This is a genomic window from Bradyrhizobium manausense (assembly GCF_018130615.1).
Lineage (GTDB): Bacteria > Pseudomonadota > Alphaproteobacteria > Rhizobiales > Xanthobacteraceae > Bradyrhizobium > Bradyrhizobium manausense_A.
Window position 1 is genome coordinate 26,264 of sequence record NZ_JAFCKB010000012.1, and the last position, 26,294, is coordinate 52,557.

Here is a 26,294-nt window from a genome sequence, read left to right on the forward strand (position 1 = left end):
GATGCGTGTTCTAGGCGTAGCATTGACGATCGGGCTTGTTGCGTCGAGCATCGTAACCGCGCGCGCGCAGGTGCCCTCGATCAATCCCGGCGCGATCCAGAACGACGTCGACCGGCAGCGCCGCCAGTTCGAACAGCAGAGCGCGCCGCCCAAGCTGAACGGCCCGGCCGTGATCGGCGGAGCACGTGAGAAGTCGCCGCTCATGAAGCCGGGCGGGCCGAAATTTCACCTGCGCAAGCTCGAATTCGACTCATCCAAATTCATCACGCCGGCGGAGCTCGACGAGATCGCGAAGAAATATGTCGGCAAGAATGTCGACATCGCGGCACTGTTGCAGATCGTCGCCGACATCAATGCGATCTACACCGAGCGCGGCATCGTCACGGGCATTGCGACCCTGCCGGATCAGGATCCCAAGGACGGGACGGTCAAGATCAAGCTGACCGAGGGCCGGCTGCAGAAGACGACCGTCGAGGGTAACCAGCAGACGCGCACCGACTACATCCTCCAGCGCGTCAAGGAGCCGGAAGGCGAGGTTCTCGACGTTCCAAAGCTCAATCGCGACGTGACCTGGTTCAACCGGACCAACGACGTGCAGATCAAGGCGCTGCTCCAGCCCGGCGCGAGCTTCGGCCTGACCGACCTCCAGTTCGCGGTGATCGAGCCGCCGGTCGACACCTGGCAGCTCTTTGTCGACAATCAGGCTTCCGAAAACACCGGCCGCTGGGAAGGCGGCACTTTCTACAAGCGTCACGGCCTGTTCGGCGTTGACGACCGTCTGACTTTCTATGGCGTCCGCTCCGACGGCAATCTCAACGGCAACGTCGCCTACAGCATCCCGGTCAACCCCTGGGGTGGGCGCGCGGGCGTCAGCTATACCGAGGGCAAGATCAAGATCATCGACGGGCCGTTCGCTGCGCTCGACGTCACGGGGCGGTCGAGCCAGGCCGCTGTCAATTTCAGCCAGCCGGTCTGGGTGACGCAGAACTGGCTGATACTGCTCAACGCCGCGGAGACCGAAGGCAAGACGGTGAGCCGCTTCGCGACCGTCGCGGTGACCGACGACCATTACGACAAGGCCACGGCCGGCGTCTCCGTGACCAATTCCGGCAATACCTATTCGATCACGGTCTCGCCGGCGGTGAACTACATCGCGTGGCAAGACCACGTGCTCGGCAACAACCGTGCGTTCAACACCTATACCGGCACGCTGATCGCGAACAGTGCCGCGGGGCCGGCCAATTTCAGCGCCAACGTGCTGGCGAGCTGGCAGTACACGCAGGAGAAGCTGCTGCCGGGCGACCAGATATTCACGATCGGCGGCCCCAGCACCGTACGCGGCTACCCGACCAACGCAGCGTCCGGCGACAGCGGCTATTATTTCAACGCCGAGCTGCACTACAACTGGTCGCAATGGCTGAGGGGATTTGACACCTACGTCTTCACCGACTGGGGCGCGGTGTATTCGACATTCCCCGGCGTGACCGAAATGGCCTCGGTCGGCGTCGGGTTCTCCTGGACTTATGCGCAGTTCATGACATTGGAAGCCAATTATGCGACGCCGCTGAAGACGGCGGTCTCGACCCAGCATCATTACGAAGCCTATGGCCGTGTCATCGTCCGCCCGCTGCTGATGTTCGAGAAGCAGCCGACCACCACGCCTGTGGCGGCCGTTGCAGGCAAGACCAAGTCGTAGGCCGGCGGGCTTCTTCCTCTCCGTCATGGCCGGGCTTGGGGCTAGCGCCGCAACGTGAATTCCTCCGCACCACGCCGGTGTTCCCACTTCGCGCGTTCGAGCTCGGGCTGGTCGCACTCCGCCTCGGGGTAGCCGATGCAGAGATAGGCGATGAATTTCCAGGAGGTGGGCACGTCGAGCGTGCCATGGATACGGTCCGGATTGAGGATCGAGACCCAGCCGAGCCCGATCCCCTCGGCGCGCGCGGCGAGCCACATCGCGGTGATCGCTGCGACCACGGAATACTCCGTTGTCTCGGGCATCGTCGCGCGGCCGAGGCCATGGCCGATGTCGCTGGCTTTGTCGGCGAATATTGCGAGGTGGGCTGGCGCCTGTTCGAGGCCCGAGAGCTTGAGTGCGGCGTAGCGGCCGGCGCGCTCGCCGGAATAGCAATTCAGGGCATCGGCGTTGCAAGCTTTGAAATCATCGATCACGGCGCGCCGCCGTGCAGCATCATCGACGACGACGAAGCGCCACGGCTGACTCAGGCCGACCGACGGTGACAGACAGGCGGTCTCGATCAGCCGCTCCACGGCACCGTCGGGCAGCGCATCGGTGCGAAAGCGACGCACGTCGCGGCGCCATACGAACAGATCGCGCAATTGCCGGCGGAAGGCGTCGTCGAATTCCACCATTGTCATCCTCCCGCGTGAAGGAAGGCTGCGGCGACCAGCATGATCAGGATTTCACCGACCTGCTCGAACGCGCCGAGGATATCGCCGGTCTGGCCGCCGATCTGACGGATGGCGAGCCGCGCCATGATCAGCCCGGCGAGTGACAGCAGGATCAGTCCGGCGAGGGCCTTGCCCGGTCCTAACGCAAGAGTGAGAACGAGCGTTCCAAGCGCGAAGGCCGCGGCCACGCTGCGTCCAGGCGGCGTTCCGGCGCTCGCCGACAGCCCGTCCGGCCGCGCCGGTGGGACCAGCGACATGAAAGCCGGCACGCCCGCGCGTGCGGCGGCATGCGCGGCGCACAGCGCGAGCGCGACGGCCCACGGATTGGCGATCGCGGCCAACGCGCTCCAGCGCAGGCCGAACGACAGGATCAGCGCGCAGACGCCATAGCTGCCGATCCGGCTGTCGCGCATGATCGCGAGCTTTCGCTCGCGCGTGCGCCCGCCGCCGAGCCCGTCGGCGGTGTCGGCAAGGCCGTCCTCATGCAGCGCGCCGGTGATGAGGGTGGTTGTGACGAGAGCGAGTAGCGCAGCCGTACCTGGCGCCAGTCCCAGTTTGCTCGCGAGCGCATGGGATGCTGCGCCAGCGAGGCCCACCAGCAATCCCGCGACCGGCAGCGCCCAGGTCGCGCGCGCGATGGCGCCGTCGCCGGCCGGTTTCGACGATGCCACCGGCACAATCGTGACGAAGGACGCTGCGATTCTGAAATCGGCGACGACGTCTTTCAGAATCTCGGTACGCGGCATCATTTCAGCTTCATCGGCAGGCCGGCGACGACGAACTCGACCTCGTCGGCGACATCAGCAATGATCTGGTTCATGATCCCCGCGGCATCGCGATAACTGCGCGCCAGCGCGTTGTCGGGGACGATGCCGAGACCGACCTCGTTGGTGACGAAGACGACGGGGCTTTTCAGGCGGGGCAGTGCGCCGGCGAGCTCGCTCACCTCGCGTTCCCAGTTGCGCTCGGCGTGCATCAGATTGGAGAGCCACAGCGTCAGGCAGTCCACCAGTCTCGCGCCGCCGCCATCGCTTGCGACCAGCGCGGGCACGAGGTCGAGCGGCACCTCGCGTTCGATCCAGTCGGTTCCGCGCCGCGCGCGGTGCTTTGCGATTCGTGCTTCCATTTCGGCATCGAGCGCCTCGGCCGTCGCGACATAGACGGGCTGCCCGGGAAAGGCGCGCGTACGTAGTTCTGCACGCTTGCTCTTGCCCGATCGCGCTCCACCCGTGATCAAGATGACGGCCATCAAAGTCTCCTATGAGCCTGACTAATCACCAAACGAGGCCAAAGACAAAGCCGAAATCAGGCGGGTAGGGGCTTGCGCTCGCCCCCCGCTTTGCGCAACAGGGGCGGGACAGGAGGCGGGTGTGGGTTTTGCGGGCGCGATGGTGGTGGCAATGGCGGTGGATGCCCTCTCGGGCTGGCCGTCACCGCTGTTTGCCCGGATCGGCCACCCCGTGACCTGGCTCGGCCGGCTGATCGGCGCCATCGATGCCGGCTGGAATCGCGAGTCTGACGCGCCGGCGCTGCGCCGCGGCGCCGGCGTCGCCGGCGCGATTCTGGTGATTGCGCTCGCGGCTGCGCTTGGTTGGCTGCTGCAGTCCCTGCTTCAGTTCTTGCTTCCTTGGAGCTGGATCCAGATCACGCTGATCGGCGTCCTGGCCTGGCCGCTGGTCGCGCTACGCTCGTTGCATGATCATGTCGCGGCCGTCGCAAATCCTCTGCTGGGCGGCGACATCGCGGCTGCGCGCGTGGCGGTCTCGCGCATCGTCGGCCGCGATCCCACAGCGCTCGACGAATCCGGGATCGCGCGTGCCGCAATCGAGAGCCTCGCGGAGAACGCGTCCGACGGCATCGTCGCGCCGGTGTTCTGGGGCGCGCTGTTCGGTCTGCCCGGCATCCTCGGTTATAAGGCGATCAACACGCTGGACTCCATGATCGGCCATCGCAGCGAACGGCATGAAGCGTTTGGCTGGGCGGCTGCCCGCATCGATGATGTCGCAAACTTCATTCCGGCGCGCCTGACCGGATTTTTGTTCGTGCTGCTCGCGCCGCGGCAATCCCAAGCATTGTCGTGCATGACGCGCGATGCGCGCCGTCATCGCTCGCCCAATGCCGGCTGGCCGGAAGCGGCGATGGCCGGCGCGCTTGGCGTGCGGCTCAGCGGCCCCCGCATCTATCACGGCAGCGCGACCGACGAGCCTTGGCTCAACGAGGGCGCGCGCGATCCGCTCGCCGTGGACATTGTCGAGGGACTGACGATCTACCGCCGCGCCATGCTGTTGCTTGCCGGCCTGCTTGCGATCCTGGCTTTCGCGTGAAAGAACAGGGTATGCGCGAGCACGGTGGAAATCTCGATCTGGCCCAGCAGCGTTTCGGCGGACGCGCGGCGGACTGGATCGATCTGTCGACCGGCATCAACCGGCTGCCTTATCCCGTGGGCGAGATCGGCGCGCATCATTGGCAGGCGCTGCCATCGCGATCCGAGATCGAGGCGTTGCGTCAGGCCGCGCGGCACGCCTATGCGACAAGCGCACCGATCGTCGCGATGGGCGGCGCGCAGGCCGCCATTCAACTGTTGCCACAGCTCGCGCCGTGCGGCCGGGCGCGCATTTTGGCGCCGACCTACAATGAATATGCCGGCGTTCTCTCGGCTGCGGGCTGGGATGCAAAGGAGGTCCGCGAGCTCGATGCGCTGGCAGGCGCGGATCTTGCTGTGATCGTCAATCCTAACAATCCCGATGGCCGGAGTTTTCCGCCAAAGGATCTGCTCGCGCTGTTGCCGCGCGTCGGTCGTCTCGTCGTTGACGAGAGTTTTGCAGACGCGGTTCCACAGCTGTCGCTTGCGCCGGAGGCGGATCGGCCCGGGTTGCTGATCTTGCGCTCCTTCGGGAAGTTTTACGGTCTGGCCGGCCTGCGGCTCGGATTTGCGATCGGCAATGCGGCGGATATCGCCGGGCTCGCTGCGATGTCGGGTCCGTGGCCGGTCTCGGGAGCAGCGATCGCCATCGGCTGCCGCGCCTTGCGAGACGAGGCTTGGTCTGAGGCGACATCAGCACGGCTGGCGCGTGACGGGGCTCGTCTCGATGAAATGGCGCGGGGGCAGCGCTGGCGGCTCGTCGGCGGCGCTTCGCTGTTCCGTCTCTATGAGACGCCACATGCACTCGCTGCGCAAGAAAAGCTCGCGCGTGACCATATCTGGTCGCGCGTCTTCGTACAAAATCCAACTTGGCTCCGGCTCGGGCTTCCCGGCAGCGAAGCCGAATGGACGCGCCTCGCCGCGGTCCTAGCGCGCTAGCGCGAGCAGGCCGTCGACGTCGAGATGCTTCTCGATGTGATCGGCGAGCGCATCCAGTGCGCTCTCGACCCTGGCATGATAGGGCTCGTCGCCTGCGGCAATGTCGAGCTTTGCCAAAAACGCCTTGCGGAAATCATCCGACGTGAACAGGCCGTGCAAATAGCTGCCTTGCACGCGTCCGTCTGCTGAGATCGCGCCTTCCGGCTCGCCATCGAGCTTCGCAAACGGTCGCGCGCGATCGGGTCCGTCGGTACGGCCGATGTGGATCTCGTAGGCGGCGATCGGCTGATCCGTCGCCGCATGCACAGCCACAACACGCGTCAACGTTTTCTGCGGACTCATCACGGTCGTCACATCCAGCAGCCCGAGGCCCGGCGCGTCACCCGCGGGACCTTCGATGCCGTCGGGATCGGCGACGCTGCGCCCCAGCATCTGATAGCCGCCGCACAAGCCGAGCACATGGCCACCTCTGCGATGGTGCGCGAGCAGATCAATGTCCCAGCCCTGCGCGCGCAGAAAGGCGAGGTCGCCGCGGGTGGATTTTGAACCGGGGATGATGACGAGGCGCACATCGCCAGGGATCGCTTCGCCCGGGCGCACCATCACCAGATCGACGCCCGGTTCGAGCTTGAGCGGATCGAGATCGTCGAAATTGGCGATCCGCGACAGCGCAAGGCAGGCGATCTTGCACTGGCCGGGCCTACGCGCATCGCTGAGGCCCAGAGCGTCCTCGGCCGGCAGCTCGCCGGCGCGCGAAAACCAGGGCAGCACGCCAAGGCCGCGCCAAGCCGTTTTTTGCGCGATCAGCCTGTAGCCGTCATCGAACAGCGTGGGGTCACCACGGAATTTGTTGATGACAAATCCCTGGATCATCGCGGCATCGTCAGGGTCGATCACCGTCTTGATGCCGACCAGCTGGGCGATGACGCCGCCGCGGTCGATGTCGCCGACCAGCACGACGGGGACGTCGGCCTTGCGGGCAAAGCCCATATTGGCGATGTCGGCCTTGCGCAGATTTACCTCGGCCGGGCTGCCGGCGCCTTCCACCAGCACCAGATCGGCGCGCACCTTCAGCCGCTCAAAACTCTCCAGCACCGCGCCCATCAATGAGGGCTTCATCACCGCATAGTCGCGCGCCCGCGCGGTCGCGATGCGCCTGCCTTGCACGATCACCTGCGCACCGATATCGGTCTCGGGTTTCAGCAGCACCGGGTTCATATCGGTGTGCGGCTCGACGCCGGCGGCGAGCGCCTGCAACGCCTGGGCGCGGCCGATCTCGCCGCCGTCGACGGTGACGGCGGCATTGTTCGACATGTTCTGCGGCTTGAACGGAAGCACGCGCAAGGCCCGCCGCGTGAAGGCGCGCGCGAGACCGGCGACGATGAGCGACTTGCCCACGTCCGAGCCGGCGCCCTGGATCATCAATGCGCGCGCCATCGTGTCTTCAGAACTCGACGCCGGCCTGCGCCTTGATGCCGGAGCGGAAGGGATGCTTCACCAGCGTCATCTCGGTGACGAGATCGGCGATCTCGATCAGTTCGTCCTTGGCGTTGCGCCCGGTGAGCACGACATGCGTCATCGGCGGCTTCGAGGTCTTCAGGAAATCGACGACCTCCGCAATGTCGAGATAGTCGTAGCGCAGCGCGATGTTGATCTCGTCGAGCACGACCATGCGCAGGCTTTCATCTGCTATCAGCTCCTTCGCCTTCTCCCAGCCGGCGCGCGCCGCGGCGATGTCGCGGGCGCGGTCCTGCGTCTCCCAGGTGAAGCCTTCGCCCATCGCGTGGAACTGGCAGAGCTCGCCGAAATGGCCGGTGAGCAGGCGCCGCTCGCCGGTATCCCAGGCGCCCTTGATGAACTGCACCACGGCGCAGGGAAAGCCATGGGCGACGCAGCGCACGATCATGCCGAAGGCGGAAGACGACTTGCCCTTGCCGGCGCCGGTGTGGACGATGATGAGGCCCTTTTCGCCGCTCTTGGTCGCCATGATCTTGTCGCGGGCGACCTTGATCTTAGCCATTTTCGCGGCGTGCTTGGCGTCGGTCTTGGCGTCGGTTTCTTGGGCCGTTTGGGTATCCGGTTCAGGCGTCATCGGATGGGGTCCTTCGGCTTGACAAGAGGCGGCCGGGGGCAAATGGTGGCCCGGCGTTGGTTCCTGTCCTATGACAGGCGAAGAGGGAATGCGATAGGGTCCGAATCGGCAAGATTTGGGTCCAAAATGCAGCCGCCCCCGCGACCGTGACCGGAGAGATGCCCGAAGCCACTGATCCATCTTGCGGATCGGGAAGGCGGGGATCGAAGGGGAAACCCTGCTCCGCAAGCCGGGAGACCTGCCAACGCGGACGATTTTTGGACCGGCGGACGGGGTGTTCCGCGACGGGGAAACGGGCCTTCGCAAGAACGGTCCGTGGGCCTCTTCGCCTCCCGCTCAATATTCTGGAAGAGGCGATGACCGTCACACTGCACGTCTGCATCACCTGCCGCGCCGGCCAGACGCTCGGCGAGGGCGAGACGACGCCCGGCAAGCGCCTGCATGGGGCGATCCTCGAGGCCGGCGTACCCGACGGCGTTACTGTGGTTCCCGTGGAATGCCTGTCTGCGTGCAACCAGGGCTGCTCGGTCGCGCTAAGTGCGCCCGGCCGCTGGTCCTATGTCTATGGCCGCCTCTCGGATGCCAACGCGCAGGACGTCGTCGCCGGCGCCGCCGCCTATGCCGCCGCGCCCGATGGCCTCGTGCCCTGGCGCAGTCGTTCCGAAATCTTCCGCAAGCAATCGCTTGCCCGCATTCCCCCCATTGCCACGTTGCCGGAGGCCGCTGAATGAACTCGCTCGCAAAAGTCCCGGTGACGGTGGTCACCGGCTTTCTCGGCTCCGGCAAGACGACGCTGATCCAGCACCTGCTCAGCAATGCGGGCGGCAAGAAGCTCGCCGTGCTCGTCAACGAGTTCGGCAGCGAGGGTGTCGACGGCGAGATCCTGAAATCGTGCGCAGACGCGAACTGCCCGGAGGAGAACATCGTCGAGCTCGCCAATGGCTGCATCTGCTGCACCGTCGCCGACGATTTCATTCCGACCATGGAGAAGCTTTTGGCGCGTCCGGTGCGGCCCGATCACATCCTGATCGAGACATCGGGCCTCGCGCTGCCGAAGCCTTTGCTGAAGGCGTTCGACTGGCCGGAGATCCGCTCGCGCATCACGGTGGACGGCGTGATCGCGCTCGCCGATGCCGAGGCCGTCGCCGCCGGCCGCTTCGCGCCGGATCCGGATGCGGTGGAAGCACAGCGCGCGGCGGACGAGAATCTCGATCACGAGACGCCGCTGTCCGAAGTGTTCGAGGACCAGATCGCCTGCGCCGATATCGTGCTGCTGACCAAGGCCGATCTCGCCGGCGCCGCCGGCATCGAAGCCGCCAAGGCCGCGATCAGCGCCGAGATGCCGCGCCGCGTGCCGATGCTCCCCATCACCGACGGCGCGATCGATGCGCGCGTCATCCTCGGCCTCGGCGCCGCCGCGGAGAATGATCTCGCCGCGCGTCCCTCGCATCATGACGGCGAGGAGGAGCACGAGCATGATGATTTCGCCTCCGTCGTGATCGATCTTCCCGAGGTCACTGATATCGATGCGCTGGTCGCATCGGTCCAGAAGCTGGCGCGCGAGCAGAACGTGCTGCGTGCCAAGGGCTATCTCGCGGTCGCGGGCAAGCCGATGCGCCTGTTGCTTCAGGCTGTCGGCGAACGCGTGCGCCACCAGTTCGACAAGCCCTGGGGCGCAGGCCGCAGGCAGTCGAAGCTCGTCGTGATCGGCGAGCACGGCGATATCGACGAGGCCGCGATCCGAGCGGGATTGGGAGTCTGATGCACGTCGTCTTCCGCGAGAGCCGCGGTCTGGAGGAGACCGCGACGCCAAGAGACATCGGCCAGGATCCGGCCGATCTCGTGGTGCTCTCGTTCTCGGACTCCGATCTCGCGGCGTTTGCCGCCGGCTGGCGGCGTGGCCGCGACAGTCTGCCGTCGCTGCGGCTCGCCAATCTTGCGGAGCTGCGTCATCCGCTGTCGGTCGATACCTATGTCGAACGCACGCTGACGCAGGCACGCGGCATTCTGGTGCGCCTGATCGGCGGAGAGTCCTATTGGCCTTACGGCCTCGCGGCGCTCCAGCAGCTCGCGAAGGATCGCGGCATCGTGCTCGCCGTCCTGCCGGCCGATGGCCGCGACGACATCAGGCTCGATGCGTACTCGACCCTGCCGGTCTCGACGCTGCGCCGGCTCAAGGTGCTGTGCGACACCGGCGGCCCGGTCGCCGCGCAAGCCGCGATCGCGCAGCTCGCGCTGGCCTCCGGTCTTTATGCAGGCCCGGTCGTTGGCGAGATGAACGTGCCCGAGATGGGCTTTTACGATCCGGCGCGTGGCGTCATTGCTGCGCCGGCGGCGAGCGAGGAGAAGCCGCGCGCTCTGGTGGCGTTCTATCGCTCCTATCTCACCGCCGCGGACACGAGGCCGGTCGATGCGTTGATCGCCGCGCTACGCGAGAAAGGCTTTGACGCGTATGGCGTGTTCGTGACGTCGCTGAAAGCCGCAGGCGTCGGGGATTGGTTGCGGGCACATCTCGTAGAGAAGCCTCCGGCCGCAATCGTCAACGCGACGGCGTTCTCTGCGATGGGCGAGGACGGCACCACACCGTTCGATGTCGCATCGTGTCCCGTGTTCCAGGTCGCGCTGTCGTCGGCGCGGCGCGAGGACTGGGCGGACTCGCTGCGCGGCCTGTCGCCCGGCGATCTCGCGATGCATGTGGTGCTGCCCGAGGTCGACGGCCGCCTGTTCGCGGGCGTGGTGAGTTTCAAGTCAGCGGCGGAGCGTGATCCCGATCTCCAGTTCTCGCACCTGGCGCATCGGCCGGATCAGGAGCGTGTGGAGGCCGTCGCTGCACGCGTTGCGGCCTGGCTTCGTATCGCTGAGACACCGGTCGCCGAGAAACGGCTGGCCATCGTGCTCTCGAACTATCCCGGCCGTCTGCACCAGATCGCGCATGCCGTTGGTCTCGATGCACTCGCTTCGGTCGAAGCATTGGTATCCGACCTCGGGGATGCCGGCTTCAATGTTGAACCAGTTGGGGCGCTCGGCGATACGCTGCTCAAGCAGAACCTGACCTGGAGCGTCGCCGACTATGGTGCCGCGCTCCCGCGTCTTCCGCAAAGTTTGCAAGACGATCTCGCGCAAGCCTGGGGCACGCCTGAGAGCGATCCGAACTGCCGTGATGGTGTGTTCCACTTCGCTGCGATCCAGTCCGGCCAGTCGATCATCGCAGTTCAGCCCGAGCGCGGCGACGCGACGACGCGCGATTCCGATTATCACGATCTCGCCCGCACGCCGCGCCACGCCTATGTCGCGTTCTATCTCTGGCTCCGCGAGCAGGGGATTGATGCCGTCGTCCACATGGGCGCGCATGGCACGCTGGAATGGCTGCCCGGGAAATCCGTCGCGCTGTCCTCGCAATGCTGGCCGGAAGCGCTGATCGGCGATTTACCCGTGGTCTATCCCTTCATCGTCAATGATCCCGGCGAGGCCGCGCAAGCCAAGCGGCGCATCGGCGCCGTCACGATCGGCCATCTGCCGCCGCCGCTCGAACAATCCGTGGTGCCCGAAGGCCTCCGCCGGCTCGAACGCCTGCTTGACGAATATTCGACCGCCGACGGTCTCGACCCCGCCCGCCGCCAGCGCCTGATCGCTGCGATCCGCGACGAGGCGCGCGCCGCAGGCCTCGAAGACGATCTCGGCCTCGACGCGTCGGCGGCGCCCGCCGAAGCGATCCCGCGCATCGATCGCTTCGTCTGCGATCTCAAGGAAAGCCAGTTCGGCGACGGCCTGCACGTGTTCGGCCGTGGCGCTTGTGGCGAAGCGGAGCGGGATGCGCTGCGGGCCGGGCTTGCGGGCTTGCGCGTTGCGCCGGGGCCATCGGGCTCGCCCTATCGCGGGCGGCAAGACGTGCTGCCGACGGGACGCAATCTTTTCGCCGTCGATCCGCGTGCGGTGCCGACGCCGTCGGCGCATGCGCAAGGGATAAAACTCGCCGAAGAGCTGCTGCGTCGTCATTTGCAGGATCACGGCGACTGGCCGAAAGGCCTCATCGTCGATCTCTGGGGCTCGGCGACGATGCGCACCGCAGGCGAGGAGTTTGCGATGGCGCTGCATCTCGCCGGACTTTCGCCACGCTGGGATCACGCCTCCGGCCGCGTTACCGGCTATGACATCATCGCACCGGCCGAGCTTGGTCGTCCCCGCATCGACGTCACGCTGCGCGTGTCGGGCCTGTTCCGCGATGTCTTCGCAGGACTTGCGCAATTGTTCGAAGCCGCCACGGAAGCGCTTGCATCGCGCGACGATGAAGGCGACGAGAATCCTTATCGTCACCGTGCCTCGCGCGTGTTCGCACCGCGCCCCGGACAATATGGTGTTGGCCTCTCGGCGATCCCCGATGCTTTCACGCCAGAGACGCGCCATGCGGCCGGCGAGGCCTGGCTGTCGGCGTCGTCCTGGGCATTCTCCGCCGATGGCGCCATCAAGCCCGATCGCGCCGGGATCGAGCAGCGGCTCGCGTCGGCCGATGCTTTCGTCCACCTCCAGGATCTGCCGGAAACCGATCTTCTGCTCGCCGCCGACTATGCCGCGCATGAAGCCGGCGTCGCGGCGGCGGCCGCGCATCTCGGCGCGTCGGAGCCGTCGCTTTATCACCTCGACACGACGCGGCCCGACGAGCCGCATGCGCGTACGCTCACCGAAGAAATCGCGCGTGTCGTCCGTGCCCGCGCGGCCAACCCGGCCTGGATCGCCGGCATGATGCGCCACGGCTTTCGCGGGGCTGCCGAGATCACCGCGACGCTGGAGCACATGGCCGCCTTTGCGCATCTCGCCGGTGCCGTGCCGCCGCATCTGTTCGATCTCTATTATGACGCAACCCTCGGCGACGCCGACGTCCGCGCTTTCATGGCCCGCGAAAATCCGGCGGCGCTTGCCGCAATGGAGGCCAGTTTTGCGCGCCTGCACGAAGCCTCGCTCTGGCGAACGCGCCGCAATTCGATCGCGGCTGCGTTGAAGGAGGCATCATGAGCGCGTCCAAGGTCAAGGGCTGGTGCCCCGGCGCGTTGCGACCGATGCAATCGGGCGACGGGCTCGTGGTTCGCGTGCGTCCGTTCGGAGGCCGGCTCGATGCGGCGCAGGCCGCCGGGCTCGCGCATCTCGCCGAGCGCCATGGCAATGGTCTGATTGACGTGACCAGCCGCGCCAATTTTCAGATCAGGGGCGTCAGCGAGAGCAGCCACCGGCTGTTGCTTGACGGTCTTGCGCAACTGACGTTGCTCGATCCGGATGCCGTCACAGAATCCCGGCGCAACATCCTGGTCACGCCGTTTTGGCGCGATGGCGACGAAACCCAGGCGCTTGCCGCCGAGCTCGAGGAGGCGCTGGCGGACAGCATGTTCGAGCTGCCCGCGAAGTTCGGCTTCGCCATTGACGACGGCAAGTCACGCGTGCTTGCCGGCAATTCCGCCGATGTGCGGATCGAGCGCGATGCTACCGGCGGCCTTCTGGTGCGCGCGGACGGGGCCAGGCTCGGCCGCAGCGTCGCGCGCGGCGAGGCCGTGGCGACCGCCCTTGCTGTCGCTCGCTGGTTCGTCGGGTCCGGCGTCAGGGATGGGCGAGGGCGGATGGCGACGTATCTTGCGGCCGGCGCGGAATTGCCGGCGGCCCTGCGCGGCGATGCAGAGCCTGCGCCCATCATGGCCGCCGCGCGTCCCGGTCTTTATCCACAAGGTGCCATGATCGGTGTCGCCTTCGGACAGATGCCACATGCGACACTCAATCAGCTCTCCGGTTGCGGGCATGCGCTGCGGATGACGCCGTGGCGCATGGTCCTAAGCGAGGGGAAGCGGACGATGCCGGCCGCATCCGGCCTGATCACCGAGGCCTTCGATCCCGCGTTGCGCGTCATTGCCTGTAGCGGCGCGCCGCGCTGCCGCGAGGCCCATGCCGATACCCGCGCCCTGGCCGCGACACTTGCGCCGAACCTCGGCTCAGCGGCGCGGCTTCACGTCTCGGGCTGTGCCAAGGGGTGCGCCCATTCCGGCGCTGCCGCGATCACGCTGGTCGCGACGGCTTCGGGCTTCGATCTCGTGCGCGGCGGATCGACGCGCGACGAGCCCGTCCTGCGCGGCCTGGATCGCGACGACATCGTCAAGAATCCCTCCATCCTGATGGGAGGGCACTGATGCCGCACACTTACGAGACCAATGGCGCGAAGATCTATCGCCAATCCTTTGCGACCATCCGCGCCGAGGCCGATCTGGCGCGTTTCACGCCCGACGAGGAGCCGGTCGTGGTGCGCATGATCCACGCCGCTGGCATGGTCGGTCTCGAAGCGCATATCCGCTTCACATCGGGCATGGCGACCGCCGCGCGGGCCGCGCTGCAGAAGGGCGCGCCCATCCTGTGCGACGCCCGCATGGTCTCGGAAGGGATTACGCGCGCGCGGCTGCCCGCGGCCAATGCCGTGATCTGCACGCTCGGCGACGAGGCCGTTCCCGCGCTGGCGCAATCCATGCACAACACGCGCTCGGCCGCGGCACTGGAATTGTGGCGGCCGCATCTCAACGGCGCGATCGTTGCAATCGGCAATGCGCCGACCGCGCTGTTTCATCTGCTTAACATGCTGGAGGATCGCGACTGTCCGCGGCCCGCGGCAATCATCGGCTGTCCCGTCGGCTTTGTCGGTGCCGCCGAATCCAAGGCCGCACTGATGGCCGATCCGCCGACGCCGGCGTTGACGGTCGAAGGCCGCCTCGGCGGCTCCGCGATCACGGTTGCCGCCGTGAACGCGCTGGCGAGCCGGAGCGAATAGCCATGGGGCATATCATCTGCTGTGGTCTCGGCCCCGGCGATCCTGACCTGATGAGTGTGCGTGCCGATCGCACGGTGCGCGGCGCGAAGCACGTCGCCTTTTTCCGCAAGAAGGGTAGGCCCGGCCAGGCGCGTCGCATCGTCGAGGGCATGCTGGCGGCCGACGTCACCGAATACCCCATGGAATATCCGGTTACGACCGAGATTGCGTTCGACAGCGCTGAATACGTCGAGCTGCTGGCCGGCTTCTACGACGAATGGGCGGAGCGCCTGGCGCGACTGGCGCGCGCTGTCGATGTGGTCGTGCTCTGCGAAGGTGATCCTTACTTTTACGGCTCCTTCATGCATCTGCACACGCGCTTGCAAGGCCGTGTCGAGATCGAGGTGATCGCGGGAATTCCCGGCATGGTCGGCTGCTGGAATGGCGTCGGCCAGCCGATCGCGCTCGGCGACGACGTGACGACGGTGCTGATGGGGACGCTTCCCGAAGCCGAGCTCGAGCGTCGCATGCGCGATTCCGATGCGCTCGTCATCATGAAGACCGGCCGCAATCTCGCAAAGGTGCGCCGTGCGCTTGCGTCCGCAGGCAGGCTCGACGATGCCTGGCTGGTCGAGCGCGGCACCATGCCGGGCGAACGCGTGGCGCGGCTTGCCGAGATCGACGCCGCCGACTGTCCTTACTTTGCGATCGTGCTCGTCCATGGCAAGGGCCGGCTTCCGGACGCCGCCGAATGACGGGCACGCTGACCATCGCGGGCCTCGGCCCCGGCAGTGAGACGCTGGTGACGCCGGAGGTTTCCGCCGCGCTCGCCGCCGCGACCGACGTTCTCGGCTATACGCCCTATGTCGCGCGCATCCCACTGCGATCGGGACTCACGCTGCATCCTTCGGACAATCGCGAAGAGCTGCAGCGCGCAGCCAAGGCCTTGCGGCTTGCTGCGGAGGGTGGGCAAGTGGTGGTCGTCTCATCCGGCGATCCCGGGGTCTTCGCGATGGCCTCGGCCGTGTTCGAGGCGCTCGAACAGGCGCCGCAATGGCAGAACCTGCCGATCCGCGTGCTGCCCGGCATCACCGCGATGCTGGCGGCGGCTGCGCGCGCCGGTGCGCCGCTCGGTCATGATTTCTGCGCGATCAATCTCTCGGATAATCTCAAGCCCTGGGCGGTGATCGAGAAGCGCTTGCGGCTCGCTGCGGAGGCTGATTTTTCGATTGCGATGTACAATCCGCGCTCGGCAAGCCGACCGGAGGGATTTGGCCGCGCGCTCGCGGTGCTGAAAGAAGCGGGCTGCGGTGAGCGCCTGGTGATCCTTGCGCGCGCCGTCAGCGGGCCCGACGAGAAGATCGTGACCGTGACGCTGAACGACGCGACGCCCGAGATGGCCGACATGCGCACGCTGGTGATCGTCGGCAACTCGCAGACGCGCCGCGTCGGCCGCTGGGTTTATGCACCGAGGCAGGTCCGATGACCGAGCCACTGCATCACCTCCGTGACGCTTTCAACCCGCTTTCGCGCGGGCAATTGCGGCCGGGAGATCATGATCACGGGCAGGCCGAGCATGCGCGCGGCGTCGATCTTGGCGTGCGCGCCGTCACCGCCGGAATTGCGGGCGACGATCCAATTGATGCCGCGTGTGCGCATCATCGCCAACTCGCCATCAAGCGTGAATGGCCCGCGCGACACGATCAATTCGGCTGCGAAAGGCAGGGACGCCTCGGGCGGATCGACGAACCGCAGCGTGTAGGCGTGCTGCGGTCGCTTCACGAACGGTGCGATGTGCTGGCGGCCGATGGCCAGGAACACGTTGGCCGGCGCTTCCGGCAGTGCGTCGACCGCTGTGTGGACATCGGTCACTTCGATCCAGTTGTCGCCGGGCACCTCGGCCCAGGGCGCGCGCTCGAGCGCAATCAGTGGCGTCGCAGTTTCCGCGCAGGCTTCGACCGCGTTGCGGCTCATCTCGGCCGCGAAGGGATGCGTCGCGTCGATCACATGCGTGATGCCTTCGCGCCTGATGGTATCAGCAAGCCCGCTCGCGCCACCAAAGCCGCCGATGCGGGTCGGCAGCGGCTGATCGGCGGGCGCGCGCGTGCGGCCGCCATAGGAATAGACGGCATCGATCCCTGCGCGCGCGATCTCCGCGGCGAGCAGGCTCGCATCGGCAATTCCGCCCAGAATAAGGGCGCGCATCATGGCTGATTCCTTGGCTGATCCCTGGCTGACCATCATCGGTATCGGCGAAGATGGCCTTGCGGGGCTGTCCGACGCAAGCCGAAAGGCGCTTGGTCGCGCGGAAACCGTGTTCGGGGGGGAGCGTCACCTTGCGCTCGCGGACGTGGGAAGCCGCGGTCGTGCGTGGCCGGTGCCTTTCGATGCGAGTGTCGTGCTGGGCTGCCGCGGCCGGCCGACGGTGGTGCTGGCCTCCGGCGATCCATTCTGGCACGGCGCCGGCGCGGGCCTTACCGAGAAGCTCGGTGGCGACGAGTGGATCGCGCATCCGGGACCCTCGACCTTCTCGCTCGCGGCGGCGCGGTTGGGCTGGCGGCTCGAATCCATTGCCTGCCTCGGGCTTCATGCCGCGCCATTCGAGCGTCTCGTCCAGCATCTCGCGCCAAGCGCGCGGATCGTTTGTCTCGTCCGCGACGGCAAGGCCGCCGGCGATCTTGCGAAATGGCTGAGCGAGCGTGGATGGGGCGCGTCGGCGTTCTGGACACTCAACGCGCTTGGTGGACCGCGGGAAGACATCGCGAAACATCGCGCCGACAGCTTTGGGCGCGATCTCGCTTGTCGCCTGGTCGCGGTCGCTGTCGAGGCAAGGGGTGGGCGGGGCCTTCCCCGCAGCTCGGGACTCTCGGACGATCTCTTCGTTCATGACGGCCAGATCACCAAGCGGCCGGTGCGCGCTTTGGCTCTCTCCGCGCTGGCGCCGCGCCCCGGCGAGCGGCTGTGGGATATCGGCGCCGGCTCGGGCTCGATCTCGGTGGAGTGGGCGCTGTGCGGCGGGACGGCGACCGCGATTGAAGCGCGCGAGGACCGCGCCGCGAACATCCGGAACAATGCGGCTACGTTTGGGCTGGCGCATAGGATCACTGTCGTCTCGGGGATGGCACCCGAAGCTCTCGCCGCACTGGACCCGCCAGATGCTGTCTTCATTGGTGGTGGTCTCGATCGCACGATGTTCGACGCGGTGTGGTCGCGGCTCACGCCGGGTGCGCGATTGGTCGCGCATTCGGTGACGCTGGAGACGGAAGCGCTGCTTGGCGAACTGCACGGGCAGCATGGCGGCGAATTGATGCGGGTCGAGATCGCGCATTGCGCTCCGCTCGGCCGTTACCGTTCGTGGGAGGCAGCGCGGCCGGTGGTGCAGTGGAGTGCGGTCCGATGAAGGTCGCGGGGCTCGGGTTCAGGCAGGATGTCACGCTGGCCTCATTGCGAGAGGCGCTGCTGGTAGCCGGCGGCCCTGAAGGCCTTGCGGCGCTGGCGACCGTCAGCGACAAGGCCGACGCGGAGGCGTTGAAATTGCTCGCGCGCGAATGCGGTTTGCCGATCAAGGCGGTTCCGGCAGATGTGCTTGCGAGCGTCGACACGGCGACGCAGTCGAAATTCGTCGCCGAAAAATTCGGCACGGGATCCGTCGCCGAAGCTGCAGCGCTCGCGGTCGCCGGCCCGCGCGCGCGGCTGATCATGACGCGGGTGGTCTCGCAGGATCGCTCCGCGACCGCGGCGATCGCCGAAGGAGATGGCGCATGACCGTGCATTTCATCGGCGCCGGGCCCGGCGCGCCTGACTTGCTGACGCTGCGTGGCCGCGATCTGATCGCGGCGTGCCCGGTTTGCCTCTATGCCGGCTCGCTCGTGTCCGAAGGCGTGCTCGCGCATTGCCCGCCCGGCGCGCGCATCGTCAACACGGCTCCGCTGTCGCTCGATGGGATCATCGCGGAGATTGCTGCTGCGCATGCCGAAGGCATGGATGTGGCGCGGCTGCATTCCGGCGACCTCTCGATCTGGTCGGCGATGGGAGAGCAGCTTCGCCGTCTGCGCGCGCTCGGCATTCCCTTCACCGTCACGCCCGGCGTGCCGTCGTTCTCGGCCGCCGCGGCCGCGTTGGAAGCTGAACTGACACTGCCGGGTCTTGCGCAGTCGGTGGTGTTGACGCGTACGCCAGGGCGCGCCAGCGCGATGCCCGAGGGCGAGAAGCTTGCCGCATTCGCCGCGACGGGCGCCGTGCTCGCCATTCACCTGTCGATCCATCTGCTCGACAAGGTCATCGCCGAGCTGGCGCCGCATTATGGCGAAAACTGCCCGGCCGCGATCGTCTGGCGCGCGAGCTGGCCCGACCAGCGCATCGTCCGCGCGACGCTGGCAACGCTCGATGCCGCCATCGGCAGCGAGATGGAACGCACTGCGCTGATCCTGGTCGGCAAGACGCTTGGGGCTGCGGATTTTGATGAGAGCCGCCTCTATGCGGCCGACTATGATCGCCGCTATCGGCCGGTGGGCGCCGAGCCGCGCTTTCCGGAGGCTTCGTGATGCCGGCAGGCCTCGTCATCTCCGCGCCTGCCTCCGGCGTCGGCAAGACCACGCTGACGCTGGCGCTCGCGCGCGCCTGGCGAGATCGCGGATTGAACGTGCAGTGCTTCAAGAGCGGCCCAGACTATATCGATCCCGCTTTCCATGCCGCCGCCACGGGCCGTGCTTCCGTCAACGTCGACAGCTGGGCGATGGACCGCGCCACCATCGAACATCTGGTCAGCCGGGGCACGAATGCCGACATCGTTCTCGCTGAGGGCTCGATGGGCCTGTTCGATGGCGTCGCCGCGCGCGGCGTTTCCGGCACTGGTGCCACCGCCGACATCGCGGAGATGCTGGGCTGGCCGGTGGTGCTGGTGATCGACCCCTCCGGGCAGGCGCAGACCGCTGCGGCGATTGCCGCGGGCCTTCGCGACTATCGGCCCGGCGTGCGCCTTGCCGGTGTCGTGCTCAACCGCGTCGCCAGCCTGCGCCATGAAGATCTCGTGCGGCGTGCGCTGCACGACATTGGCATTCCTGTGTTTGGCGCGCTGCCGCGCCATGCCGAGATCAGCCTGCCGAAGCGACATCTCGGCCTGGTGCAGGCCGAGGAGCAGGCGGAGATCGGCAAGCTGATTGACGAGGCCGCGCGCTTTGTCGTCGAGCACGTCGATCTCGATGCGGTGCTGCGCGCGGCGGCTGTCTGGTCACCGCAAGCAGCAGCGAATGGCCTCAACGTGACGCCGCCCGGCCAGCGCATCGCGCTCGCCCGGGACGCTGCATTCTCCTTCGTCTATCCGCATATGCTGGAAGCCTGGCGCGCGGCGGGCGCGGAGATCTCGACATTCTCGCCGCTCGCCGACGAAGCGCCGGATGCGAGCGCCGATGTGTGCTGGCTGCCCGGCGGCTACCCAGAGCTCCACGCCGGCAAGATCGCGGCGAGTGCACGTTTTTGCAGCGGTCTGCGCGCCTTTGCTGAGACGCGGCCCGTGCACGGCGAATGCGGAGGGTATATGGTGCTGGGAACTGCGTTGACCGACGCTGACGGCGTCCGTCATGAAATGGCGGGCCTGCTCGGATTGGAGACGAGCTTTGCCAAGCGCCGCATGCATCTGGGCTATCGCCTGGCCGCGCTCGCTGCCCCCATGCCGGGGCATCAGGCCGGCGCGCGGCTGCGCGGGCATGAATTCCATTACTCGACGATCGTCGCACAACCCGATACGCCGCTGGCGGTCGTGCATGACGCCACCGGCGCGGTCATCGCCGAGACCGGCTCGCGCCGCGGGCAGGCCACCGGCACATTCTTTCATCTGATCGCGGAGGACCGGTGAGCGGTTTTGTGTCCTTTATCTCCGCCGGACCCGGCGATCCTGAGTTGCTCACGCTCAAGGGCGCCGCGCGGCTGCGCGAGGCTGATGTGGTGCTTTACGACGATCTCGCTTCGGGCGCGATCCTCGATCTCGCACGGCCCGGCGCGAACCTCGTCGCAGTCGGGAAGCGGGCAGGGCGGCCGTCGACGAAACAGCACCACGTCAACCGCCTCCTGGTCGACTATGCCGCAACGGGGGCGCGGGTCGTGCGGCTGAAGTCGGGCGACGCCGGCATTTTTGGTCGGCTCGAGGAGGAGCTCGAGACGTTGCGGGAGGCCGGCATCGGCTACGAGATCGTTCCCGGCGTCACCTCGGCTTGCGTTGCCGCCGCGCGGGCCGGCATTCCCCTGACGCGTCGCCACACCTCTCGCCGGGTGCAGTTCGTCACCGGCGCCGATGTCACCGGCGAGCTGCCGCTGAATTTGAACTGGACGGCGCTCGCCGATCCGGATGCGACGACAGTGGTCTATATGGGCCGGCGCACCTTTCCGGCGCTGGTCGCAAAGCTCATCGAGCACGGCCTTGCGCCGAACACTCCGGCGTTATTTGCGGAATCCCTCGGCCGTTCCGACGAGCGGCTGATGCGCACCACCATTGCCGAGCTGGCCGAGCAGCTTGCCCGCGGTGGCGCGGCTTCCACGGCGGCCGTCATCATGTTCGGGGCGCTGGCGGAGGGCGGGTCGTCATGACGACGCTCTCGCTGATCGGCATCGGTTGCGGCGATCCCGGGCAGCTCACGCGCGCCGCGATTCAAGCCATCAACGCTGCCGATCTCGTCCTGATCCCGCGCAAGGGGACCGCAAAATCCGATCTCGCCGATCTCAGGCGGACCATTTGCGCCGATGTGCTCACGAACGGCACCACGCGCATTGCCGAGTTCGATCTTCCCGTGCGCGACGCCGGCGAAGCCGATTATCGCAAGGGCGTGGACGATTGGCACGACACAGTCGCCGCGGCCTGGTCGCAGACGATCGCGGATCATCTCGGTGGCGATGGCAAGGTCGCGCTGCTGATCTGGGGCGATCCCTCGCTCTATGATTCCTCGCTGCGCATCGCGCGGCGGCTCGATCCGTTGCCCGAGATTGAAGTCGTGCCCGGCATCACCTCGATCCAGGCACTGTGCGCGGTGCATGCGCTGCCGCTCAACGACATCGGCGAACCCTTCCTGGTCACGACGGGACGTCGCTTGCGCGAAGGCGGCTGGCCGCAAGGTGTCGATACCGTTGTTGTGATGCTCGACGGCGGCACCGCGTTCCAGTCGCTCGATCCGGAAGGCCTTCACATCTGGTGGGGTGCCTATCTCGGCATGGCCGATCAGATCATCCTATCCGGCGCGCTGACTGAGGTCGGCCCGCGCATCGTCGCAGCCCGACAGGACGCGCGCGCGCAGCACGGCTGGATCATGGACAGTTACATCCTCAAGCGCAGGCCATAAGCGAGGCAGCATGCTCCCCGATTGGGTTACCGAAAAATGCCCCGAGATTTCCGTCGTCCATCGCGAAGCGGCGATCGCGCGGCAGACGCAACTGACAAAACCGACCGGCGCGCTCGGCCGCCTCGAGCAACTCGCGATCGAGCTTGCCGGCCTGCAGGCAACCGAACGCCCGCGCGCCGTGCGCGTACCGATCATCATCTTCGCCGGCGATCACGGCATCGTCGCGCAAGGCGTGTCGGCCTATCCGCAGGCCGTGACCATCGCGATGATGGCGAATTTTGCCGCCGGTGGTGCTGCGATCTCGGTGCTGGCACGCGAGCTCGGCTCGAGCCTTGAGGTCGTGGACGCCGGCACGCTGGCGCAGAACGAGATGACGGGCATTGTCACGGACAAGTCGCGCCACGGTACCCGCGATTTCAGCATTGAGCCTGCACTCGCGCCGGCGGAGCTGGCCTTCGCCTTCGAGGCCGGGCAGCGCGCAGTGGCGCGGGCGAAGGTCAATCAGCCTGATCTGCTGATCTTCGGCGAGATGGGCATCGGCAACACCACGACGTCGGCTGCGATAGCCGCGAGCCTGCTCGGCATCGACGCCGGGGAAATCGCAGGGAGCGGCACCGGTGTCGATGCTGCCGGCCGTACCCACAAGGCGCGCGTAATCGATGCTGCAATTGCGCGTCATGGCATCGCTGGTGCCTCGCCCGAAAACATCCTGTGCGCCGTCGGCGGTCTCGAGATCGCGGCGATCTCCGGTGCGATCATCGCGGCCGCGCAGACGCGCATTCCCGTGCTGATCGACGGGTTTATTGTCTCGGTTGCCGCGCTCGCAGCGGTGCGGCTGAATCCATCGTGTCAGCCGTTCCTGCTGCCGTCGCATCAATCGGCCGAGCAGGGGCATCGGCTGGTGCTGCGCGCGCTGAACGTGCAGCCGCTGATCAGCCTCGACCTCAGGCTCGGCGAGGGATCAGGTGCCGCGATCGCGCTGCCACTGGTGCGGTCGGCCTGCGCGCTTCACAATGACATGGCGACGTTCGCGCAGGCCAATGTGCCGGATCGTCCTAACTGATCCGCTGATTGACCGAGCCGACGCGCCAGCTGGTCGCGAGCCGGTCGATCCGGGTCATCGACAGCGGATCGATCACGAAGCGCAAGGCGGCTTGTGGCGTCAGGTCGAGCGCGATGCAGAGCGCGGCGCGGATCGTGCCGGAATGCACGACGAGCGTCGCGGGACCGGCACCGATCCGCGCGAGGCCCAGCCTGACGCGCGCGACCTGATCCTCGAAGCTCTCGCCGCCCGGAGGCCGTCCGCGCGCGGCATCGCTCCAGAATTGCGCATAGGCCTCGCCTCCGCTGGCCGCGAGCTCGTCATGGCGTCGGCCGGTCCAGTCGCCAAAATTTTGCTCACCGAACTCGGGTACCAGCACGGCGTCAAGCCCGAGCGCGCGCGCGGTCTCGACCGTGCGCCGGGCCGGGCTGGCATAGCTCGCGGCATTCCGTGGAAGACACCGGCGCAGCGCCTCCAGTTGCGCGCGGTCGCCGAGATCGGCGGGCGCATCATTCGCATGGATAGTGCCTGCGGCGCCGTCGACGGGGGCGTGTCGTATCAGCCAGAGGAAGGTCTCGCCTTCCATGCAGATCTCCCAGGGAAGTTGGCCGCTGTGGCAGTATCGCCGCAACAGGCACATTGACTCCGTCTTCGCCATAATCCTAGATGGCGATGACGGTTTCCCCGAAAGGGGATGAAAAGGGAATGCGGTGCGGGGACATTGTCCCCAATGCCGTAGCTGCCCCCGCAACTGTAAGCGGTGAATCCTTCGTCAGGAGCCACTGGGTCCTCGGTCCCGGGAAGGCGACGAAGCGGTCACGACCCGCGAGCCAGGAGACCTGCCGTCAGCCGTGGTCACACGCGAAGATGTCGGTCGGGGAGTACAGACATTCGGCTTCATCGGACGGCTGACAGCCGGAAGATGGGACCTTGGTTCGCGGTGACGTGCCACTGACGTCACACCGAGGTCCAGGACCGTGTTTTCCATTGATATTGTACAACCGCGCCGCCTTTTGATCGCGTCCACCGCTCTCGCGTCTTTTGTCGCCATCGACATGCCAGCTGCCTTGGCGCAGCAGGCCCGCGAGCGACTGCCGGCTGTGGAAGTATCGCCGCCGCAATCCCGCAAGCGGGCAAAGCCAGCCGGCCGGGACGCGGCAAGCGCACGCCGCACGGCTGCGCGCAGGCCAGTCGTGGCAGTGGCTGCGCCAAAGCCGGTCGTGCCCAACGCCGCGGCCCCGACGCCGCTCAACAGCAACGCCGTCGCCGAAAGCGCCTCGCGCCTCGGCCTGACGGTGCGGCAGACGCCCGCGACCGTCGAGGTGATTTCTGCCGAAACCATCCGTGAGCAGGGCTATCGCACCGTCTCCGACGTGGCCCAAGGTGCGGTCGGCGTCACTGCGGGCGACAATCCGGCCGAGCCCTCGGCTTTCTCGATGCGCGGCTTCACCAACAGCCAGATCAACACGCTCTACAACGGCATCAAGATCGGCCCGCAGAACATGACCTCGCGGATCATGGACACGGCCAATCTCGAAGCCGTGGAAATCCTGAAAGGGCCAGCCTCGCTGATCTCGGGCGAGGGCGCCGCCGGCGGCGCGATCAATTTTGTGACCAAGCAGCCGCACACAGGGCCGATCCGGAACGAGGCGGACTTCTCATATGACTCCCTGAATTCGTTCCGCGCATATTACGGCTCCGGTGGTAGCACCAATGTGCAGGGCCTGGACTACCGCTTCGACATCAGCCGCTCCACGCTCAACGGGTTTGCCGACGACACCAATACCAAGACGCTCGACGTCTCCGGCCAGCTCAACCACCGCATCTCCGACAGCCTCAAGGTCTGGGGTGCGATCGAATATCGCGAGGACCGCGGAAAGGCCTATTGGGGCGCGCCGCTGGTGCCGGTCGCTTTCAGCGGCTCGCACGCGACGGCAGGCATCGTCTCGGGTACCTACGTGTCGGATTTCACTAAATCGAATCTTGGACCAATTACGATCGACGATCGCACGTTCAACACCAACTACAACGTGCTCGACAATCGCAACGTTGCACAGGAGGTCTGGCTGCGCGGTGGTTTCGAGTTGAAGCTCGCGCCCGATTTGACGCTGAAGAGCCAGGCCTATGCCTACGGCGCGGAACGTTCGTGGTTCAACAACGAGGTCGAGGCGTTCAATACGGCCACGAATACGATCGATCGCAGCCGCTTCTACGTGGCGCACAGCCAGCGCCTGGTCGGCAACATCACCGACCTGACCTGGGATGCGAACATCGCAGGCTTCGACAATCGTCTCGTCACGACGCTGTCGTCGAGCTACCTCGATTTTGTCCGGCCGGGTGCTGCGAATTTCCCAAGCGATTCCGTTGATCTCGTCGATCCGAACCGGGGCGTCTACGGCCTGCTCACGACCAAGCAGCAGACCGCGCGCATCGACAACGAGGCGCTGTCGTTCGAGGACCGGCTGAAGCTGACGCGGACCTTTTCGCTGATCGGCGGCCTGCGCGCCGAGCATATCGGGCTCGACCGCAATTCGACCGACAAGTTTGGTCTGGAGAATACGGGCTTTCCGTTCACGAAGTCCTGGGCGCCCGTCACCGGCCGCATCGGCTACACCTGGGAAGCCGTTCCGGGCCTGACCTTCTTCAGCCAGTACGCCACCGGCGCCGACATCTCGGCCAACAACATCTTTTTGCTCGGACCGACCCAGAAGCTGGATCTCACGACCGCGCGCACTTATGAGACCGGCGTCAAGCACGTATTTTGGGACAACAGGGCGGAGTGGTCGTTCTCGGCCTACGATATCGTCCGCAAGAACGTCTATGCCGCGGCCGGCGGCCAGACGCTCAATATTGCGGGACGGCAGGAGTCCAAGGGCGTCGAGCTTGCCGGGTCGATCCGCCCGATCGAGCCTCTGCGGCTCTGGGGCAACATCGCCTATGTCGATGCGCGCTATGCCGACTATGACTTTGCCGGGGGCTCGTTCTCGGGCAACACGCCGCCGAACGTGCCGCGCATCGTCGCCAATGCCGGCGCATCCTGGCGCTTCTTCACACCATGGCCGGTGGAGTTCGGCATCGCCGGCCGCCATGTCGGCGACCGCTACAACAGCGACGCCAACACGGTGACCATGAATGCCTACACCGTCGGTGATGTCTACGCCTTCGTCGATATCCCCAAGACGGTGTTCAATGCGGTCGACCAGGCCCGCCTGACCCTCCGGGTGCGCAACTTCACCGACAAGCGCTACGCGATCTGGGGTGACCCGTTCTATCCCGACCAAATCTTGTTGGGCGCGCCGCGGACCTACGAGATCTCTGCGGCGTTCAAATGGTAGGGTGCTGACCGG

Annotated in this window: 25 protein-coding genes and 2 riboswitches; of the genes, 18 read left to right on the top strand and 7 right to left on the bottom strand. The window is 66.5% G+C overall.

What is annotated here, in order from left to right:
• Position 1: 1 nt before the first annotated feature.
• Complete coding sequence (locus JQ587_RS22085) at positions 2-1,696, top strand: ShlB/FhaC/HecB family hemolysin secretion/activation protein (protein ID WP_212426688.1); 1,695 nt, start codon at positions 2-4, stop codon at positions 1,694-1,696.
• 41 nt (positions 1,697-1,737) lie between these two features.
• On the opposite strand, the gene bluB is transcribed toward JQ587_RS22085, so the two are convergent.
• From bluB to cobU, 3 genes are read right to left on the bottom strand one after another with little or no spacing between them, the layout of a single operon-like run.
• Positions 1,738-2,370, bottom strand: coding sequence for a 5,6-dimethylbenzimidazole synthase (gene bluB / locus JQ587_RS22090; RefSeq protein WP_212300536.1), 633 nt, complete (start codon positions 2,368-2,370; stop codon positions 1,738-1,740).
• Positions 2,371-2,372: 2 nt separating this feature from the next.
• On the bottom strand, positions 2,373-3,158 hold the full coding sequence (gene cobS, locus JQ587_RS22095) for an adenosylcobinamide-GDP ribazoletransferase (protein WP_212426689.1): 786 nt from the start codon (positions 3,156-3,158) through the stop codon (positions 2,373-2,375).
• Complete coding sequence (cobU, locus tag JQ587_RS22100; RefSeq protein WP_212426690.1) at positions 3,155-3,658, bottom strand: bifunctional adenosylcobinamide kinase/adenosylcobinamide-phosphate guanylyltransferase; 504 nt, start codon at positions 3,656-3,658, stop codon at positions 3,155-3,157. Before cobU ends, cobS begins: the two co-directional genes overlap by 4 nt.
• Positions 3,659-3,779: 121 nt before the next feature.
• On the opposite strand from cobU, the gene cbiB reads away from it, so the two are divergent.
• Positions 3,780-4,733 carry an adenosylcobinamide-phosphate synthase CbiB gene (gene cbiB / locus JQ587_RS22105; RefSeq protein WP_349629526.1) on the top strand — a complete coding sequence of 318 codons (954 nt, stop codon included), beginning with the start codon at positions 3,780-3,782 and terminating at the stop codon, positions 4,731-4,733.
• A gap of 11 nt (positions 4,734-4,744) precedes the next feature.
• Positions 4,745-5,710: a threonine-phosphate decarboxylase CobD gene (gene cobD / locus JQ587_RS22110; protein ID WP_212426789.1), complete on the top strand. Its 966-nt coding sequence runs from the start codon at positions 4,745-4,747 to the stop codon at positions 5,708-5,710.
• Here the strand turns inward: cobD and JQ587_RS22115 are convergent.
• The gene (locus JQ587_RS22115; RefSeq protein ID WP_212426691.1) at positions 5,699-7,147 is read right to left on the bottom strand and encodes a cobyric acid synthase; all 1,449 of its coding nucleotides are present in this window, start codon (positions 7,145-7,147) and stop codon (positions 5,699-5,701) included. The two genes, cobD and JQ587_RS22115, sit on opposite strands and share 12 nt — an antisense overlap.
• A gap of 7 nt (positions 7,148-7,154) precedes the next feature.
• The gene (gene cobO / locus JQ587_RS22120) at positions 7,155-7,802 is read right to left on the bottom strand and encodes a cob(I)yrinic acid a,c-diamide adenosyltransferase (protein ID WP_212300540.1); all 648 of its coding nucleotides are present in this window, start codon (positions 7,800-7,802) and stop codon (positions 7,155-7,157) included.
• 40 nt (positions 7,803-7,842) lie between these two features.
• A riboswitch (cobalamin riboswitch) is annotated at positions 7,843-8,062 on the top strand.
• Positions 8,063-8,158: 96 nt separating this feature from the next.
• Between cobO and JQ587_RS22125 the strand changes: the two genes are divergently transcribed.
• The 7 genes from JQ587_RS22125 to cobJ are packed head-to-tail and all read left to right on the top strand — an operon-like array spanning position 8,159 to position 16,063.
• The gene (locus JQ587_RS22125) at positions 8,159-8,533 is read left to right on the top strand and encodes a DUF1636 family protein (RefSeq protein WP_212426692.1); all 375 of its coding nucleotides are present in this window, start codon (positions 8,159-8,161) and stop codon (positions 8,531-8,533) included.
• The gene (cobW, locus tag JQ587_RS22130) at positions 8,530-9,564 is read left to right on the top strand and encodes a cobalamin biosynthesis protein CobW (RefSeq protein ID WP_212426693.1); all 1,035 of its coding nucleotides are present in this window, start codon (positions 8,530-8,532) and stop codon (positions 9,562-9,564) included. Before JQ587_RS22125 ends, cobW begins: the two co-directional genes overlap by 4 nt.
• Positions 9,564-12,812, top strand: a complete 3,249-nt coding sequence (gene cobN, locus JQ587_RS22135; protein WP_212426694.1) for a cobaltochelatase subunit CobN — start codon at positions 9,564-9,566, stop codon at positions 12,810-12,812. Before cobW ends, cobN begins: the two co-directional genes overlap by 1 nt.
• The gene (cobG, locus tag JQ587_RS22140) at positions 12,809-13,969 is read left to right on the top strand and encodes a precorrin-3B synthase (protein WP_212300544.1); all 1,161 of its coding nucleotides are present in this window, start codon (positions 12,809-12,811) and stop codon (positions 13,967-13,969) included. The genes cobN and cobG overlap by 4 nt, the downstream gene beginning before the upstream one ends.
• Positions 13,969-14,598, top strand: a complete 630-nt coding sequence (locus JQ587_RS22145) for a precorrin-8X methylmutase (RefSeq protein ID WP_212300545.1) — start codon at positions 13,969-13,971, stop codon at positions 14,596-14,598. The genes cobG and JQ587_RS22145 overlap by 1 nt, the downstream gene beginning before the upstream one ends.
• 2 nt (positions 14,599-14,600) lie before the next feature.
• A complete protein-coding gene (locus JQ587_RS22150; RefSeq protein ID WP_212426695.1) occupies positions 14,601-15,332 on the top strand; it encodes a precorrin-2 C(20)-methyltransferase in 732 nt (243 codons plus the stop codon).
• Entirely contained in the window at positions 15,329-16,063 is a 735-nt protein-coding gene (gene cobJ, locus JQ587_RS22155; protein ID WP_212426696.1) for a precorrin-3B C(17)-methyltransferase, read from the top strand. Before JQ587_RS22150 ends, cobJ begins: the two co-directional genes overlap by 4 nt.
• On the opposite strand, the gene JQ587_RS22160 is transcribed toward cobJ, so the two are convergent.
• On the bottom strand, positions 16,039-16,785 hold the full coding sequence (locus tag JQ587_RS22160) for a cobalt-precorrin-6A reductase (RefSeq protein WP_212426697.1): 747 nt from the start codon (positions 16,783-16,785) through the stop codon (positions 16,039-16,041). The two genes, cobJ and JQ587_RS22160, sit on opposite strands and share 25 nt — an antisense overlap.
• Positions 16,786-16,795: 10 nt before the next feature.
• On the opposite strand from JQ587_RS22160, the gene cbiE reads away from it, so the two are divergent.
• From cbiE to cobT, 7 genes are read left to right on the top strand one after another with little or no spacing between them, the layout of a single operon-like run.
• Complete coding sequence (gene cbiE, locus JQ587_RS22165) at positions 16,796-17,977, top strand: precorrin-6y C5,15-methyltransferase (decarboxylating) subunit CbiE (RefSeq protein WP_212426790.1); 1,182 nt, start codon at positions 16,796-16,798, stop codon at positions 17,975-17,977.
• On the top strand, positions 17,974-18,342 hold the full coding sequence (locus tag JQ587_RS22170; RefSeq protein WP_212426698.1) for a cobalamin biosynthesis protein: 369 nt from the start codon (positions 17,974-17,976) through the stop codon (positions 18,340-18,342). The genes cbiE and JQ587_RS22170 overlap by 4 nt, the downstream gene beginning before the upstream one ends.
• Positions 18,339-19,121 carry a precorrin-4 C(11)-methyltransferase gene (gene cobM, locus JQ587_RS22175; RefSeq protein ID WP_212426699.1) on the top strand — a complete coding sequence of 261 codons (783 nt, stop codon included), beginning with the start codon at positions 18,339-18,341 and terminating at the stop codon, positions 19,119-19,121. Before JQ587_RS22170 ends, cobM begins: the two co-directional genes overlap by 4 nt.
• Complete coding sequence (locus JQ587_RS22180; RefSeq protein WP_212426700.1) at positions 19,121-20,431, top strand: cobyrinic acid a,c-diamide synthase CobB; 1,311 nt, start codon at positions 19,121-19,123, stop codon at positions 20,429-20,431. The genes cobM and JQ587_RS22180 overlap by 1 nt, the downstream gene beginning before the upstream one ends.
• The gene (gene cobA, locus JQ587_RS22185) at positions 20,428-21,159 is read left to right on the top strand and encodes a uroporphyrinogen-III C-methyltransferase (RefSeq protein WP_212426701.1); all 732 of its coding nucleotides are present in this window, start codon (positions 20,428-20,430) and stop codon (positions 21,157-21,159) included. Before JQ587_RS22180 ends, cobA begins: the two co-directional genes overlap by 4 nt.
• Positions 21,156-21,905: a precorrin-6A synthase (deacetylating) gene (cobF, locus tag JQ587_RS22190; protein WP_212426702.1), complete on the top strand. Its 750-nt coding sequence runs from the start codon at positions 21,156-21,158 to the stop codon at positions 21,903-21,905. The genes cobA and cobF overlap by 4 nt, the downstream gene beginning before the upstream one ends.
• A gap of 10 nt (positions 21,906-21,915) precedes the next feature.
• Positions 21,916-22,968, top strand: coding sequence for a nicotinate-nucleotide--dimethylbenzimidazole phosphoribosyltransferase (gene cobT, locus JQ587_RS22195; RefSeq protein ID WP_212426703.1), 1,053 nt, complete (start codon positions 21,916-21,918; stop codon positions 22,966-22,968).
• Here cobT and JQ587_RS22200 read toward each other — a convergent pair.
• Positions 22,961-23,533 (bottom strand): histidine phosphatase family protein, encoded by a 573-nt coding sequence (locus tag JQ587_RS22200; protein WP_212426704.1) that lies wholly within the window; start codon positions 23,531-23,533, stop codon positions 22,961-22,963. The two genes, cobT and JQ587_RS22200, sit on opposite strands and share 8 nt — an antisense overlap.
• Positions 23,534-23,606: 73 nt before the next feature.
• A riboswitch (cobalamin riboswitch) is annotated at positions 23,607-23,808 on the top strand.
• A 116-nt stretch (positions 23,809-23,924) separates the two neighbouring features.
• On the opposite strand from JQ587_RS22200, the gene JQ587_RS22205 reads away from it, so the two are divergent.
• A complete protein-coding gene (locus tag JQ587_RS22205) occupies positions 23,925-26,282 on the top strand; it encodes a TonB-dependent receptor (RefSeq protein ID WP_212426705.1) in 2,358 nt (785 codons plus the stop codon).
• The last annotated feature ends 12 nt before the right edge of the window (positions 26,283-26,294 follow it).

Coding starts and splice junctions, on each gene's coding strand:
- cobM (WP_212426699.1), top strand. CDS start 18,339: ATGACCGTGCATTTCATCGGCGCCGGGCCCGGCGCGCCTGACTTGCTG.
- cobJ (WP_212426696.1), top strand. CDS start 15,329: ATGACGGGCACGCTGACCATCGCGGGCCTCGGCCCCGGCAGTGAGACG.
- cobW (WP_212426693.1), top strand. CDS start 8,530: ATGAACTCGCTCGCAAAAGTCCCGGTGACGGTGGTCACCGGCTTTCTC.
- JQ587_RS22150 (WP_212426695.1), top strand. CDS start 14,601: ATGGGGCATATCATCTGCTGTGGTCTCGGCCCCGGCGATCCTGACCTG.
- cobO (WP_212300540.1), bottom strand. CDS start 7,802: ATGACGCCTGAACCGGATACCCAAACGGCCCAAGAAACCGACGCCAAG.
- JQ587_RS22125 (WP_212426692.1), top strand. CDS start 8,159: ATGACCGTCACACTGCACGTCTGCATCACCTGCCGCGCCGGCCAGACG.
- cobD (WP_212426789.1), top strand. CDS start 4,745: ATGCGCGAGCACGGTGGAAATCTCGATCTGGCCCAGCAGCGTTTCGGC.
- cobN (WP_212426694.1), top strand. CDS start 9,564: ATGCACGTCGTCTTCCGCGAGAGCCGCGGTCTGGAGGAGACCGCGACG.
- JQ587_RS22085 (WP_212426688.1), top strand. CDS start 2: ATGCGTGTTCTAGGCGTAGCATTGACGATCGGGCTTGTTGCGTCGAGC.
- cobU (WP_212426690.1), bottom strand. CDS start 3,658: ATGGCCGTCATCTTGATCACGGGTGGAGCGCGATCGGGCAAGAGCAAG.
- cobF (WP_212426702.1), top strand. CDS start 21,156: ATGACGACGCTCTCGCTGATCGGCATCGGTTGCGGCGATCCCGGGCAG.
- JQ587_RS22145 (WP_212300545.1), top strand. CDS start 13,969: ATGCCGCACACTTACGAGACCAATGGCGCGAAGATCTATCGCCAATCC.
- bluB (WP_212300536.1), bottom strand. CDS start 2,370: ATGGTGGAATTCGACGACGCCTTCCGCCGGCAATTGCGCGATCTGTTC.
- JQ587_RS22115 (WP_212426691.1), bottom strand. CDS start 7,147: ATGGCGCGCGCATTGATGATCCAGGGCGCCGGCTCGGACGTGGGCAAG.
- JQ587_RS22160 (WP_212426697.1), bottom strand. CDS start 16,785: ATGATGCGCGCCCTTATTCTGGGCGGAATTGCCGATGCGAGCCTGCTC.
- JQ587_RS22180 (WP_212426700.1), top strand. CDS start 19,121: ATGCCGGCAGGCCTCGTCATCTCCGCGCCTGCCTCCGGCGTCGGCAAG.
- JQ587_RS22200 (WP_212426704.1), bottom strand. CDS start 23,533: ATGGAAGGCGAGACCTTCCTCTGGCTGATACGACACGCCCCCGTCGAC.
- JQ587_RS22170 (WP_212426698.1), top strand. CDS start 17,974: ATGAAGGTCGCGGGGCTCGGGTTCAGGCAGGATGTCACGCTGGCCTCA.
- cobS (WP_212426689.1), bottom strand. CDS start 3,158: ATGATGCCGCGTACCGAGATTCTGAAAGACGTCGTCGCCGATTTCAGA.
- cobT (WP_212426703.1), top strand. CDS start 21,916: ATGCTCCCCGATTGGGTTACCGAAAAATGCCCCGAGATTTCCGTCGTC.
- cobG (WP_212300544.1), top strand. CDS start 12,809: ATGAGCGCGTCCAAGGTCAAGGGCTGGTGCCCCGGCGCGTTGCGACCG.